The organism is Actinomyces polynesiensis (assembly GCF_000820725.1).
In the GTDB taxonomy this organism is placed as follows: Bacteria; Actinomycetota; Actinomycetes; order Actinomycetales; family Actinomycetaceae; genus Pauljensenia; species Pauljensenia polynesiensis.
This window is the reverse complement of the sequence record NZ_CCXH01000072.1, coordinates 1-13,453: the sequence shown is the minus strand read 5'-3', so window position 1 is coordinate 13,453 and position 13,453 is coordinate 1. Positions and strand designations below refer to the sequence as shown.

Here is a 13,453-nt window from a genome sequence, read left to right as displayed (position 1 = left end):
TCCCCGCACGGCGCGCGCGCCGAACGGTGGACTTCTCACCGAACGGAGGCGCTGTACCCCCACCGTTCGCTGGTTACCCCACCGTTCGCTGAGAAGTCCACCGTTCGGCGACAGTACGTGGAGACCGTCGGGTCAGGGGTGCATGCCCGGGACGCGTGTCTGCACATGGTCGTGGGGGCCGATACCCTGAGGTCCATGACCCTGAGGACCACCCGGCGCACCGTCCTGGTCGGCGCGCTCGCCCTGACCATGATCACGGCGGGCTGTGCCACGAGCACCGTCCAGACCGGAACGACGCAGTCGGGAACCACCCAGTCCGGTTCCGCAACCGTGGACGGGACGGTCGAGGGCTACTACTCCCAAGCGGTCAACTGGAAGACCTGCACCGCGGACCAGATCACCACGGACTCGACGACGACTCCCCCCAAGGACCTCTCCCCCTACCAGTGCGCCACACTCGTTGCGCCCCTGGACTGGGACGACCCGTCGGGGGACACCATCGAGCTGAGCATCGCCCGCCACCTCGCCAGCGGCACCTCCCAGGGGTCGCTGTTCTACAACCTCGGGGGACCCGGTGGCGCCGCCGTGAACTCCCTGGCGATGATGGTGAACAGCCAGTTCGGGGACGACCTCGTCAAGGACTTCGACATCGTCGCGATGGACCCGCGAGGGGTCGGCGCCTCGACCCCCGTCATCTGCATGACGGACGCGGAACGCGACAGCTACAACGACGAGGATGCCGACACCTCCGACGACGAGGGCGCCTCCGCGATCATCGCCCAGGCCGAGAAGATCATGGGCGACATCGGGCAGGGATGCCTGGACCACTCCGGTGACCTGGCCCGCCACATCGACACTGTCTCGGCCGCGAAGGACTTCGACATGGCCCGCGCGGCACTGGGCCAGGAGACGCTCAACTACCTCGGCTACTCCTACGGCACGTTCCTCGGCGCCACCTATGCCGGGCTCTTCCCCGACAAGGTCGGGCGCTTCGTGCTCGACGGCGCCCTGGACCCGTCCCTGGACGTCAACCAGGTGTCCGACCTCCAGATGAAGGGCTTCGAGGCCTCGATCGCGCACTGGATCGAGGACTGCCAGGCGGGGAGCGCGTGCCCCGTGAGCGGTGGGTTGGAGGCGGGACAGCAGAAGCTCTCCGCCTTCCTGGACCGTCTCGCGGACGCGCCTCTGGCCACGTCAGACAGCGACCGCCCGCTCACGCAGTCGCTGGCGCTCACCGCGATCCTCGGCATCATGTACAACACCGCGAACTACTCCACGCTCACCCAGGCGATGCAGCAGGCCATGGGCAACAACGACGGATCGATGCTCCTGTACCTGGCGGACTACTTCAACGACCGCAACCAGGACGGCACCTACGCCTCCAACGGCACCGACGCCCTGATCGCCATCAACTCCCTGGACTACACGTCCGTCGGTACGCCCACCGAGTGGGAGGCGGACGCGGAGAAGCTCGCCAGTGAGCTCCCGGTGCTCGGTGAGTTCGCCGGCTACTCCTCGGCAGGTCTGTCGGCCTGGCCGATCAAGACCACCGCGACCCGCTCGGCCATCACGGCGCCCGGGACGCCCCCGATCGTCGTGGTCGGCACCACCCACGACCCGGCCACGCCCTTCGTCATGGCCCAGGGACTCGCCCAGCAGCTCGAGGGCGGGGTCCTCGTCTCCTGGGACGGGTGGAACCACACCGCCTACTCCAAGAGTGGGTCGAAGTGCGTCGCGAAGGCCGTGGAGGGCTACCTCACGGACGGGACCGTCCCCGAGGACGGCCTCAGCTGCACCGACTGACCGGCCCCGCTGTCTGATCCTGGGCTGCACCGACTGACCGGCCGCGCTGTCTGATCCTGGGCTGCACCGACTGACCGGCCGCGCTGTCTGATCCTGGGCTGCACCGACTGACCGGGGCCGCCCTCGTCCCGCCGCACTGACCCGCCCGCGGCGCGGGGTCAGCGGAAGCCGAAGACCGGCGGGAAGACGAGGGCGACCACTCCCGCCCACGCCCCGAAGAACGGCAGGGCCAGGCACTGCCACCGTTCCAGGTCCAGCGAGGGTCGACGGGAGGTGAGGATCCCCAGGTAGTGCCAGGCCGAGCCCGCCAGGTGTGCCAGGAGCACCAGGTTGCATCCCAGGGCCGCGAGCTTGTTCGGGCTGGTCCCGTACTCGAGGAGCCTCCCCGACATCGCCCACAGCATCAGCACGTCGACGGCCAGGGCCGCGAGGACGAGCACGAGCTGCATCCAGTCCAGGGCCCGCCGTGGGGACTCCGGGTGCCGGGCCGAGACGGTGAAGAGCACCAGCGCGGCCACCACGATGAGCAGGGCGTCGAAGGAGATGAGGACCTCCCGGTCCAGGTCGACCAGGCGCCCGCTCGCGACCACGACGACGAGGAAGCTGAGCAGGGCGAGCGTGAGGATCGGGGTGAACACGGCCGTGAGCACCGGTGCCATGTTCTCCATGACGGACTTCTTGCGCTCCACCAGCCACGCGCACACCAGCACGGCACCGGCGGCGCACACCGGGACCACCCACCCCAGCGCAGTGTCGATCCCGTCCAGGCCGACCGCTGAGAAGATCTGGGTGACCAGGGCGGTCACGACCCCGCCGCCCAGGGCGATGAGCACGTAGTAGATGACCGCCTCCCCGAGGAAGCGGACCCAGTCCATCCACGCCTCCAGTGACCTCCACCGGCCACCGAGGTAGGCGATGCCCACGACCACCACCAGCGCGATCGGCAGGTGCAGGGCGGTGAGCAGGTGGGTCTGTGCGGGGCCGTGGGAGGGGTAGAGGTTCGCGAGCAGCGCGCTCGCGGCGAAGGCCCCGACGACCACGGCGAGCCCGCCGCGTGAGCGGCTCCCTGAGCGCGCCGCGAGGTAGATGGCCAGGAAGGGCAGGACCAGGAACACGATGTTGCGCACGTAGAAGTCGCCCGACGCCGCGTCCCCGAGCACCGAGTACGGGATGCGCACGGCGAGCCCGGCGAGGAGTCCCAGGCCGAGTGCCGCCGGCAGGTCCCAGCGAGCGGGGAGACTGCCGGCGGGGGAGGGCGTGGAGGGGACCAGCACGAGCTGGCGCCACAGGCGCTCGGAGTGCACCTCGCTGTACTCCCGCGAGACCTCGTCCTGGGAGCCGAGGCGACGCACGCCGATGAGGAAGGCCTCCTCCGGGCTGAGCCCCGCGGCGCGCAGGTCGTGGACCTCGCTGAGGAGGTGGTCCTCGAGCTCCTCGACGTCGTCGGGCGTGATGCCGGGGCGCTGCGCCATGAGGGCGCGCCACTCGCCGAGCTGGTGGTCCAGGTCCTCGTCGGTGGCGGGTGGCCGCGCGGAGGGTCCGTGGGTCGGGGAGGGCATCGACGAGGGCGTCCCCTGCCTGTCGGCACCTCCCAAGAGGTGCGAGTGGTCGGAGTCCTCCGGGTCTCCCGGGACTGACCCGTCGCCGGGGAGGGTGGGGTGACCGAACCGTGAGGGGCGTGCGGGGACCGGGCCGCCGGATGTCGGGCTCGGACCGGCGGGGATGTCGCTCCCCTCGGATGGGCGCTGCGAGTTGGTCATCGTGCCTCCGCTGTGCGAGGGGTGGGGGTGGTGCGGGGGAGCAGGCCCTCCAGGGTGTCGACGACGGCGCGCCACTGGGCGGCCTGTCCGCTGAGCTCGGCCGTGCCCTCAGGGGTGATCGAGTAGTACTTGCGCCGTCTCCCGTTGGGGGCTTCCCCCCACCGGGCGGCGATGAGGCCCTGGCGCTCCAGCCTGTGCAGGAGCGGGTAGAGCATGCCCTCGCTCCACTCCAGCCTGCCGCCGGAGGCATCGGTGATGCGCCGCAGGATCGAGTAGCCGTAGTCCTCGCCGGTGGCGAGGACACCCAGGACGATCGGGGTGGCCGAGGCCGCGACCAGGTCCTTCGTCAGCTTCATGGGGGCTCCTCCCGTGTACCTAGGGGTTCGAGGTATGACATGAACCTAGCACTGCTAGGTGTGGACGTCGAGGTGCGCCTCGGTGCTGGGCGTGGGCCGCGGGTGGGTGATGGGGCCGCCCTCGTCGGCGGGTGTGACGGGAACGACCCGCGATGTGGGCCCGATCGGTTTGCCCACCCCCGGCCCGGATCGGTACAGTGTCGTCGTTGCCCGCGCGCCGGTTCTCCGGGACGGCGGGCGCGGCCACCTTAGCTCAGTCGGCAGAGCGATTCACTCGTAATGAATAGGTCCGGAGTTCGATTCTCCGAGGTGGCTCAGACATGGAGACGGCCCCACCACTGGGAAGACCCAGGGTGGGGCCGCTGACATCCGAGGACCCGGAACGGCTCACTGCAGCCGGACCGGTCCGGGCACCGAGGCGACGAACCGCCTCTGTCTGCCCATCCGCCTGACCGGTGGCGGGGGCGATGCGACCCGCGTCAGCGGGTGCCCACCCCACGGCGGGTGCTCGTCGAGGACACGCGGATGAGCGCGGGAACCCGCATGGCCGGGCAGAATGCTGCCGCCAGGGAGGCTCTGAACTGGGAGACGGCCCCACCGGCGCGCTCGCGCAGTCGGACGGGGACGGGAACGGTGGTTCGGGTCGCTCTTCTCATGTCCTGCAGTGTGCCGTGCGGTGCTGGGACCCGGCAGGATGGTTCCTGTGAACCGCGTGTGCGGATGCGGACGGGGCACGTGCACGGTGCCGGCGCGGCGTGAGGACGCCATGGTTCCCGGTCCGTGTGCCGGCACGGTCAGGACAGCCCCTGATCAGCCGGTACAGTGCCCGCATGGTGATCGATCGCAGGCCCGCCGCCCTCGTGTACAGACTCCTCGCGGTGGTGCTCATCGCGACGGGCATCATCCGGCTCGGGGGTCTGTTCTCGGGCGCGCCGGTGGGGAGCACCTTCCTCTTCTTCACGGGACAGAGCAACGTCCTGTGCCTCGCGTGGATGCTCTTCATGCTCATCGCCACCATCCGTGACCTCGCGCTCCACGGGGCGCACGGTGTGACGGCGCCGTCCCCGCGTCTGGGCGCGGCGGTGATGATGACGATCACCGTGACCATGCTGATCTACGTGGTGCTCCTGGCCCCCGAGTCGTTCCGGCAGACCGGAGGCGGGTACAGGCCCTTCGGACTCACGGACGACCTCGTCCACATCGTCACGCCGATCCTGGTGATCGGGGACTGGCTGCTGTTCAACCCGAAGGGTCGGCTGCGCTCCCACGATCCCCTGCTGTGGACGATCCCGCCCTACGCCTACCTGGTCTTCGCCTACTCATGGGTGGCACTCGGGGGTGACTTCGGCGAGGGCCGGGCCTACCCGTACCCCTTCATGGACGTCGACCTGCACGGGGTGGGCGGGGTGGCCCTGTGGATCATCGCGCTGAGCGTCGCCCTCGTAATGGTCGGCTACCTGTACCTCGCCCTCGACCGACACCTGGGACGGCGCCCGGAGGAGGGGGACCGACACCTCGGCGCGGCCTCCTGAGTGTCGCGCGCCGCCCTCCCGGAGCTGCGCGCCGCCCGCCCGGAGCCCAGCGCCGCCCGCCCGAAGGAGCGCCGAGACCCCCCGGGGCGCCAGCTCTCCGATCGAGATCGCAGGAGTGGTCCCGAGGTGCACAATGAGATCCGTGCGAGTCGTGTTGCCGGCTGTGGGCCGGTTCCTGGTGTCGGGGCTCCTCTCCCTCCTGCTCCTGGTCGGTGCTCCGGCGCCGACGGCGGTCACCTGGTCCATGGGGAGCGGCGCGGCGTCGACGGTGAGGACCACCTCGACGCTCACCCGGACATCGACGAAGGCCACGACCGCCCTGGCCCGGCTGACGGTCAAGGGCAAGGCGGCGAAGACCGGCTACGCCCGCTCTGAGTTCGGGGCCGCCTGGGCGGACGTGGACCGGAACGGGTGCGACCAGCGCAATGACATGTTGCGGCGGGACCTCAGGTCCGTGACCCTGAAGGCCGGCACCCACGGGTGCGTGGTGCTCAAGGGCACCCTCGTGTCGGCCTACACCAACCAGACGATCTCCTTCACCAGGGGCGCGAAGACCTCCTCCGAGGTCCAGATCGACCACATGGTCGCCCTGGAGAACGCGTGGGTGAGCGGTGCGAACAGGTGGAGCGCAGCCAAGCGCAAGCTCTTCGCGAACGATCCCCTCAACCTCGAGGCTGTCGACGGCACGTCCAACTCCCAGAAAGGCTCCTCCGAGGCCTCGGCCTGGCTGCCGAGGAACAAGGCCTACCGGTGCACCTACGTCGCGCGCCAGATCAGCGTGAAGGCGAAGTACTCCCTGTCGGTGACCTCTGCCGAGAAGGCCGCCATGGGCCGGGTGCTCAAGGCCTGCCCCGGCCAGGAGACGTACAGGTCCACCCTGACCGTCACCTCCGGTGCGTCCTCGTCCGGGAAGCCTTCGGCCGCCGCGAGCGCGGCGCCCACGGCATCGTCCGAGAAGCCCGCCACCAGACCGACCGCCACCAGCGCCAAGCCCGGCAGCGACGGGTCCTGCCCCGCGGCCTTCCCCATCAAGGGCAACGAGAACTCCATGATCTACCACGTGCCGGGAGGCCGGTACTACGCCCGGACCAAGGCCGAGCAGTGCTTCAGCACCGAGGCCGCGGCGCGGGCAGCGGGGTTCAGGGCCTCCAAGGCCTGAGGTCCGTTCCCTTCCGGGGCGGGCGACCGCCCGACCAACGCCGGGGGTGCCCAGGAGATGCACACGGGGAAGGGTTCGGTGCGGTCTGTCCCGAGTCCTCGGTCCTCCGGTGGCGTGCCCCGGGCGGGTTCCCCGTCAGCTGGCGGGGTCGATGGCCTCGATCTCGAAGTCGAGGTCTGCGCTGGCTCCCGCGAGTCTGTTGAGCATCGCCTGCATCGCATCGACGTCGTCGCCCGTCAGCAGGGTCCGCGCCTCGGCGACGGTGGCGATGAGGGTGACGCGTGACGCCTCGAGGTCGGCCCGTGCCTGCGCCGGTGCCGTCGCGCCCGCCGGGGAGTCGAGCAACTCCCGGGCAGCGTCGATGGACACCTGTGCCAGCCCGATGTTCGTGTTCAGGAAGGTCCGCGCATCCGTCAGGCTCTTCTCGTGGATCGAGTCCTCGACCGCCTGGGTGCGCGCGGCGAGTGCGGCGGTGAGGTCCGCGTAGCCCTCGGCGTCCGCACGGGCATGCCGGGCTGCCGTCTCGAGCTCACCCCTGTCCAGCCGGGCAGGGTCCTCGAGGTCCCGGCCCTGCGTCGAGGAGGGGGCCGGCATGTTGATCGCACGCTCCAGGGCCGAGATGGTCACGTCGTCGGCCACCTTCCAGCTGGAGTTGGCGCTCACGTCCTTGGCCCTGCTGAGCTCCTCCTCGTACGTCGACCTGGCGTCGTCGAGGGAACCCAGGGCAGCGACCGCGTCCGCCCTGGCCTCGACCGTGAGGTGCCGGGCCCGCACGAGGGCACCCGCCCCCAGGGCCGTGACGAGGACGAGGACGAGGAGGGCCGCGAGGAGGAGGGGGCGCCTCCGGCCCGGGCTGCTCCGGGCGTCGCCGTCGGTCTTCCGTGGCGCAACGTCGGGTCCAGGGCCCATGTGTCCACCTCCTCATCCGCTTCCTGGCTCGGATCACATCGTCGAGGTCGCGGGCACAGGGGCCTTCCGGTCGTGGCACGTGGCCCACCCGCGGTGCGGCGGACCGGGGCGTGCCGGGAGAGCCCCGCGCGCGTGGTCCGCCCCCGGGCTTCATGTCGACGAGGGCGGCCCCGCCCTGTTCCCCGGGGATCCACACCCGTCGGGCGGACCGGGCAGGTCGTGACGTCTGCTGACCGGCGCGCTACGTTGGGCCGATGATGCGGGACCCTGTGTCGGTCGGGTCGACCATCGGTGCCAGCGCCGGGGTCGTGTGGCGGTTCCTGACGGTCCAGCGCGACACGTGGTGGCCGGACATGAGGTTCGAGGCCACCGTCGGGGCGCCTCTCGTCGAGACCTGGACCGAATCGGGACAGGTGCGGAGTGCGACAGGTTCGGTGACCCGGTGCGAGGAGGCGCGCCTGCTCGCGTTCAGGTGGGGGGAACCGGGCTGGGCGTGCCCGCTCGATGTCATGATCCGGCTCCTCCCACAGGGGAGGTCGACCCGGGTGACGATCGAGGAGGCCGGTTTCCGCAGCGCCGGAGTCGATCCCGCGTTGCCCGACGAGCACGAGGAGGGGTGGCGCCACCACCTGGCGCGGCTGAGGCGTGTGAGTGAGGCAGGAGGGGGCGCGGGCGCCCCTCAGTGAAGCCGGGCGTCAGTGAAGTCGGGCGTCAGTGAAGCCGGGCGTCAGTGAAGTCGGGCGTCGGGGGCGGTGAGCCGCCAGGACGTGAAGGTGACCTCCAGCCCTGCGCGTGAGGGGGCGCAGACGTAGGGGCCCGCCGACACGTCCAGGTCGTCGGGCAGGGGTGCCACCCGTACCAGGCGCCAGGGTTCCCGACCCGAGCGGGCCCGGACCGTCAGCGCCCCACCCGACCGGCTCATGCGGATGGTGATCTCCTGCGAGTTCCAGTCCGGCACCGGCGCCACCGACCAGTCCGAGCAGCCGTCGGTGACGACCCCACCGATCTGGAGGGCACCGTCGGCGAACTCCACGCCCGCCTTGACCCACCGCTCGCGGCTGGCCCGCAGGAAGAGGCCGGCCTGGTCGAACTGCTGGGTGAAGTCGGCGCGGAAGGTCACCTCCATGCCCTGCCCCGGGGCGAAGGGGGCCACCAGGCCGTGCTCCGAGTCGTTGATGAACCCGTAGGAGGTGAGGCGCCAGGCGTCGGAGCCCTCGCGGGCGGTCACGGTGAGGCCGCGGTCGGTGACGGTGCTGGTGAGCGGCGGGTGGGTCCAGGTACCGGTCTGCCAGGGGATCTCCTCGCTCGGGTAGCCCTCGGCGGGGAACTCCGGAGCGTCCGTCGGTTCGGTCGTGGTGTCCATCTGGTGGTGTCCTCTCGTGCTGGGAGTCGGTGGGTCCGTGCGGGCCCCTGCGCCCGTCCACGGGCGCGCCCTCGTCAATGTGTACGATCGTACACATGATGATCGACCACTTCGCCGGGGACACCCGCACGAACCGGCAACGGATGCTCGCCGGGGACCTCTACATCGCCGACGACCCGGAGAGCGAGCGGATCGCGCACCGCGGGATGCAGCTCGTCGACGAGTACCAGCGCGCCATCCTGGAGGGGGACCGGACCGGGGCCCGCAGCGCCCTCGTCGAGCTCCTGGGCTCGGTGGGGGAGGACGTGTACGTCAAGCCGCCCTTCTCCGTGGACTACGGGGAGAACATCCGCATCGGGGACCGGACCTTCGTCAACTCCAACCTCACCGCCCTCGACGTCGTCGCCATCACCATCGGCGCCGACTGCCAGATCGGGCCCAATGTCCAGCTCCTCACCCCCTGGCACCCCATCGACCCCGAACCGCGACGCGCCAAGCTCGAGGCCGCCAGCCCGATCGTCATCGGTGACAACGTCTGGCTGGGGGGCGGCGTCATCGTCTGCCCGGGCGTGACGATCGGCGACAACTCCGTCATCGGGGCCGGCTCCGTCGTCACCCGCGACATCCCCGCCGGTGTCGTCGCGGTCGGCAACCCGGCGCGCGTGCTCAGGGAGATCTGAGGCATGCGCACCGTGCCCGACGAGGGCGACGCCGGTGCCGTCGCGGCCCGCACCCCCCGGGCGCAGGCCGCCACTCCCCGTGCGGGGGACGCCAGCGGTGAGGGGACCACGACCGGGACGGGGACCGTGGCCCGCACCGGCGTCCCGGCCGGGGCGGGGACGGGCCCCGGGGCGGGGCAGGGACCTGCCCGGGACCCGGGACGACGCGACCGCATCATCGATGCCTGCCTCGACGTCATCGCCGAGCGGGGGGTCGCGGGCACGTCCCACCGTCGGATCGCCTCCGCCGCCGGGGTCCCGCTCGGGTCGATGACCTACCACTTCAGTGGCATCGACGAGGTCCTGCGTGAGGCCTTCGCCCGTTTCGCGGACTCCGTGGCCTCCCGCTTCGAGGCGCGCCTGCGGGAGGCGGGGAGCCGTGAGGAGGCCGCAGCCGCAGTGGTCGCCATCATCACCGAGGACCTGCTCGACTCCCAGCGCAACCTGGTCCTCACACAGGAGCTCTACACCATCGCGGCGCGCGACCCCTCCTACCGGGTCCTCACCAACCGGTGGATGGCGCGCAGTCGGGCGGCTCTGGGCGCCCACTTCGACCCCGTGACCTCACGGGTGCTCGACGCGCTCATCGAGGGGTTGAGCCTCCACCGGGCACTCGACACCGTGCCGCAGGACCCTGCCCTCGTCGCACTCGCGGTGGGGCGGGTGGTGGGGACCTGAAACCGGTCCCCACCCGCCCCGTCAGGCCTGGGGTGTGGGCCCGGGCGTCGTCGGCCACTGGGGTGTGGGCCCCTCGGGCGGGAGCTGGGTGGGCTGCTGGGGCCAGGGCTGGGTCGAGGGCGGGAACGGGGCCGCGGGGCCGGTGTTCCCGTCATTGCGACCCCAGACGAACCAGCAGATGATGCCGATCAGACCCGAGGGCAGTGCGGCCAGCGCCCACAGTGCCTTGAGGCCCGGCGTCCAGTTCGGCGAGCGCACGATGCTCACCAGGGTCACGATCCACAGGACGATGGGAATGAGGACCAGGAGGAGGATGAGGGCCGTCCCCGCTCCGCTGAGGGCATATCCGCTGGTGTTCTCCATGGGGCCAGTGTCACCAGCCGGGGAGTCCGCGTCAACCAGGTCGACGGCGAGTGGGAGTCCGGACTCAGACCCCGAAGGTGGCCACGTAGGCGGCGATGATGATGCCCAGGCCCAGCACCCCGGAGATGATCCCCGTGGTGGCCAGGGGGCTGGTGATCCGGGTGCCGCCCCGTCCGTCACGGTCGTCCCGGTCGGCACGGAAGCTGAAGGTCCCGATCATCACGAGCAGCAACCCGATGCCCGCAAGGGCGGATCCGGTGATGGTGGCGATGGGCATGAGCATGTGTCGGTCTCCTGGGATCGGGGTGTGTCCGTGCCCAGTCTGTCGGCGGGCGGCGCGCGGCGACAGGGCGACGGGCGTCGACCCGGGGGAAATCAGGGAGGACCCTGAGGGGTGTCGCTGGGGTCGTGGCGCGGTGTGGTGACCCCGGGGGACCGGCGGGAAGGTCAGCCCGCGAGGTCGGTGAGCCGGTCGATCACCCGCAGGAGGCCCTCGAGGTCCCGTCCGGCGATCGGCTCGCGTGGGGTGTCGGCGACGGGTGTGACGGCGCCGTTCGAGGGGCGGCCGGTGTCGGGGCGGTCCACGTCGGTGCCGACCTCGGGGTCGCCGAGCAGGGCCTCGTAGTAGAGCCCGTCCCCCACCAGCTTGACGGCCCGGGCGACATCGGCATCGCCGATCACGTCGACCAGGACCGAGAGCCAGAGCTCGGACGCCCACCGGGAGACCTCCACGGCGCGGGGGTGCTCCGCGCGGGAGAGCCGTGCCACGGCCACGAGCGTGCGGTCGAGATCGGTGCCCTCGAAGGAGGAGGTGCGGATGTAGTACCGCGCCGCGCCCTCCGGGGCGGTCCGCATGGCCTCCGCGTCGGCCCGCACCAGGCCCTCCAGGTGATCGCACAGGGCCTCGGCCAGGGACTCCTTGGAGGGGAAGTGGTAGAGGAGCCCACCCTTGGAGACTCCCGCCAGACGGGCCGTGGCGTCCAGGGTCGCTCCGCGTTCGCCCTCGTCGGCGAGGAGGCGCGCGTACGCCTCGAGGATGGTGTCCCTGGATGTGCGCACGGCGGCAATGCTACACAGGGATGGACTACTGTACCGACCGGACGGTATAGTCCTGACGGTCACCGGGACGGACTGCGATCCGCGGCCGCTGACGCAGGTCCCGGTCCGGCTCCCGGTGGAGTCCGGGCGCCCGGTCGCGCCCGCTGCCCCGTGCGTCGGACCGCAGCCGTCCCGACAGGTGTGGGCCACCACCCACGTGAACGGAGGAGGACATGTCCAGCACCTCGAGCCGCACCCGCGACGGGGACGTCTCACCGGGCGGGAACGTCCCGGGGAGTGCCACCGGCTCCCCGGCCCGCCGGTGGGGAGCGCTGGCCGTGCTCATGCTGCCGGTGCTGCTGATCTCCATCGACAACACGGTGCTGACGGTGGCGCTACCGCAGATCTCGCTGGACTTCTCGGCCTCGGGGACGCTGCTCCTGTGGATCGTCGACATCTACTCCCTGGTCCTGGCAGGTCTGCTGGTCACCATGGGCACGCTGGGGGACCGCATCGGGCGGCGTCGGATCCTCCTGATCGGTGCGACGGGCTTCGTCCTCGTCTCGGTCCTGGCAGCCTTCGCACCCAACGGGCACGCCCTCGTCGCGGCGCGCGCCGTCCTGGGTGTCTTCGGGGCGACGCTCATGCCCGCCACCCTCTCCCTGATCCGCAACATCTTCGAGGACCGCGACGAGCGGCGCCTCGCGCTGGCGGTCTGGGCCTCCTGCTTCGGGGCGGGCGCCGCACTGGGGCCCATGGTGGCCGGTGTCCTGCTGGACCACTTCCACTGGGGGTCCGTGTTCCTCATCGCGGTGCCGCTGCTCGTGCCGATGCTCGTGCTCACCCCGCTCCTGGTACCGGAGTCGAAGGACCCGCATCCCGGACCCGTCCCGGTCCTGGACTCGGCACTGTCGGTGGTCGCCCTGTCCAGCCTCGTCTACACGATCAAGCACTCCATGGTGTCCGGCCTGAATGCGGTGACCGTGATCTGCGGGCTGCTCGCCCTGGGGACGGGGTGGGTCTTCGTGCGCCGCCAGCTGCGCGGCACCACGCCGATGCTCGACCTCAGGCTCTTCGCACGCCCCGCCTTCACCGGCGCGGTCCTGGCCAACACGCTGGGGGTGTTCTCCATGCTCGGGTTCGTCTACTACGCCTCCCAGCACGCCCAGCTGGTCCTCGGGCTCACGCCCCTGGAGACCGGGTTCGCGATGCTGCCGGGCATGGCCACCATGGTCGTCTCCGGACTCGCAGTGGTGCCCCTTGTCCGCCGCGTCGCCCCCCACCGTGTCATCACCGCCGGGCTGGCGCTGGCGGCGCTGGGCCACGGGCTGGTGGCGCTCACGGGCAGTGGGGCCTCAGCCGTGCTGCTCGCGGGGCTCTTCGCCCTCATCAGCATCGGTTCCGGGGCCACCGAGACGCTGACGAACGACGCGATCATCTCCGCCGTGCCCGCGAGCAAGGCGGGAGCGGCGTCCGCGATCTCCGAGACCGCCTACGAGATCGGCGCCGTGCTGGGGACGGCGGTGCTCGGGGGGATCCTGGTTTCCCACTACCGCACGGCTGTCGACGTGCCCGCGGGGCTCAGCCCGGAGCAGGCGCACCTGGCGGGGGAGACCCTGGGAGGGGCCGTGTCCGTGGCCGCGGAGCTGCCCGCCCGGATCGGGACCGTGCTGCTGGAGTCGGCGCACCGCGCCTTCGACTCGGGCATCATCCTGACGGGTTCGGTGGCGGCGGTCGTCATGGTGGCGCGTCAGCGCACTCACTGATGCGGCC

The 13,453-nt window shown here is 71.2% G+C and carries 15 protein-coding genes and 1 tRNA gene; 8 read left to right on the top strand and 8 right to left on the bottom strand.

Features of this window, described 5'->3' with window-relative positions; translation table 11 throughout:
- Nucleotides 1-195 precede the first annotated feature (195 nt).
- Nucleotides 196-1,803 (top strand): alpha/beta hydrolase, encoded by a 1,608-nt coding sequence (locus TA90_RS02650; protein WP_074015247.1) that lies wholly within the window; start codon nt 196-198, stop codon nt 1,801-1,803.
- A gap of 158 nt (nt 1,804-1,961) precedes the next feature.
- On the opposite strand, the gene TA90_RS02645 is transcribed toward TA90_RS02650, so the two are convergent.
- Together TA90_RS02645 and TA90_RS02640 are read right to left on the bottom strand one after the other, a co-directional pair.
- Nucleotides 1,962-3,362 carry a permease prefix domain 1-containing protein gene (locus TA90_RS02645; RefSeq protein ID WP_052450415.1) on the bottom strand — a complete coding sequence of 467 codons (1,401 nt, stop codon included), beginning with the start codon at nt 3,360-3,362 and terminating at the stop codon, nt 1,962-1,964.
- A gap of 197 nt (nt 3,363-3,559) precedes the next feature.
- Nucleotides 3,560-3,919 carry a PadR family transcriptional regulator gene (locus TA90_RS02640; RefSeq protein WP_043534469.1) on the bottom strand — a complete coding sequence of 120 codons (360 nt, stop codon included), beginning with the start codon at nt 3,917-3,919 and terminating at the stop codon, nt 3,560-3,562.
- A 242-nt stretch (nt 3,920-4,161) separates the two neighbouring features.
- Between TA90_RS02640 and TA90_RS02635 the strand changes: the two genes are divergently transcribed.
- Nucleotides 4,162-4,234, top strand: a tRNA-Thr gene (locus tag TA90_RS02635).
- Nucleotides 4,235-4,398: 164 nt separating this feature from the next.
- Here the strand turns inward: TA90_RS02635 and TA90_RS14480 are convergent.
- A complete protein-coding gene (locus TA90_RS14480) occupies nt 4,399-4,575 on the bottom strand; it encodes a hypothetical protein (RefSeq protein ID WP_156135659.1) in 177 nt (58 codons plus the stop codon).
- 174 nt (nt 4,576-4,749) lie between these two features.
- On the opposite strand from TA90_RS14480, the gene TA90_RS02630 reads away from it, so the two are divergent.
- Together TA90_RS02630 and TA90_RS02625 are read left to right on the top strand one after the other, a co-directional pair.
- Nucleotides 4,750-5,451 (top strand): Pr6Pr family membrane protein, encoded by a 702-nt coding sequence (locus TA90_RS02630; protein ID WP_052450412.1) that lies wholly within the window; start codon nt 4,750-4,752, stop codon nt 5,449-5,451.
- 133 nt (nt 5,452-5,584) lie between these two features.
- A complete protein-coding gene (locus tag TA90_RS02625; protein ID WP_082031292.1) occupies nt 5,585-6,610 on the top strand; it encodes an HNH endonuclease family protein in 1,026 nt (341 codons plus the stop codon).
- A 135-nt stretch (nt 6,611-6,745) separates the two neighbouring features.
- Here the strand turns inward: TA90_RS02625 and TA90_RS02620 are convergent, their stop codons facing one another.
- Nucleotides 6,746-7,519 (bottom strand): hypothetical protein, encoded by a 774-nt coding sequence (locus TA90_RS02620; RefSeq protein WP_043534468.1) that lies wholly within the window; start codon nt 7,517-7,519, stop codon nt 6,746-6,748.
- A gap of 254 nt (nt 7,520-7,773) precedes the next feature.
- Between TA90_RS02620 and TA90_RS02615 the strand changes: the two genes are divergently transcribed.
- The gene (locus TA90_RS02615; protein ID WP_197067820.1) at nt 7,774-8,205 is read left to right on the top strand and encodes an SRPBCC family protein; all 432 of its coding nucleotides are present in this window, start codon (nt 7,774-7,776) and stop codon (nt 8,203-8,205) included.
- Between the two features lie 41 nt (nt 8,206-8,246).
- Here TA90_RS02615 and TA90_RS02610 read toward each other — a convergent pair whose 3' ends face one another.
- On the bottom strand, nt 8,247-8,882 hold the full coding sequence (locus tag TA90_RS02610; protein ID WP_082031290.1) for a DUF1349 domain-containing protein: 636 nt from the start codon (nt 8,880-8,882) through the stop codon (nt 8,247-8,249).
- Between the two features lie 95 nt (nt 8,883-8,977).
- On the opposite strand from TA90_RS02610, the gene TA90_RS02605 reads away from it, so the two are divergent.
- Both TA90_RS02605 and TA90_RS02600 read left to right on the top strand, forming a co-directional pair.
- On the top strand, nt 8,978-9,562 hold the full coding sequence (locus tag TA90_RS02605) for a sugar O-acetyltransferase (protein ID WP_043534467.1): 585 nt from the start codon (nt 8,978-8,980) through the stop codon (nt 9,560-9,562).
- 3 nt (nt 9,563-9,565) lie between these two features.
- The gene (locus TA90_RS02600; protein WP_082031288.1) at nt 9,566-10,279 is read left to right on the top strand and encodes a TetR/AcrR family transcriptional regulator; all 714 of its coding nucleotides are present in this window, start codon (nt 9,566-9,568) and stop codon (nt 10,277-10,279) included.
- A gap of 21 nt (nt 10,280-10,300) precedes the next feature.
- On the opposite strand, the gene TA90_RS13020 is transcribed toward TA90_RS02600, so the two are convergent.
- From TA90_RS13020 to TA90_RS02585, 3 genes are all read right to left on the bottom strand, one after another.
- A complete protein-coding gene (locus TA90_RS13020; RefSeq protein WP_052450411.1) occupies nt 10,301-10,642 on the bottom strand; it encodes a PLDc N-terminal domain-containing protein in 342 nt (113 codons plus the stop codon).
- Nucleotides 10,643-10,706: 64 nt separating this feature from the next.
- On the bottom strand, nt 10,707-10,925 hold the full coding sequence (locus tag TA90_RS02590) for a hypothetical protein (protein WP_043534466.1): 219 nt from the start codon (nt 10,923-10,925) through the stop codon (nt 10,707-10,709).
- A gap of 164 nt (nt 10,926-11,089) precedes the next feature.
- The gene (locus tag TA90_RS02585; RefSeq protein ID WP_043534465.1) at nt 11,090-11,701 is read right to left on the bottom strand and encodes a TetR/AcrR family transcriptional regulator; all 612 of its coding nucleotides are present in this window, start codon (nt 11,699-11,701) and stop codon (nt 11,090-11,092) included.
- Between the two features lie 212 nt (nt 11,702-11,913).
- Between TA90_RS02585 and TA90_RS02580 the strand changes: the two genes are divergently transcribed.
- Entirely contained in the window at nt 11,914-13,446 is a 1,533-nt protein-coding gene (locus tag TA90_RS02580; protein ID WP_052450410.1) for an MFS transporter, read from the top strand.
- Nucleotides 13,447-13,453 lie beyond the last annotated feature (7 nt).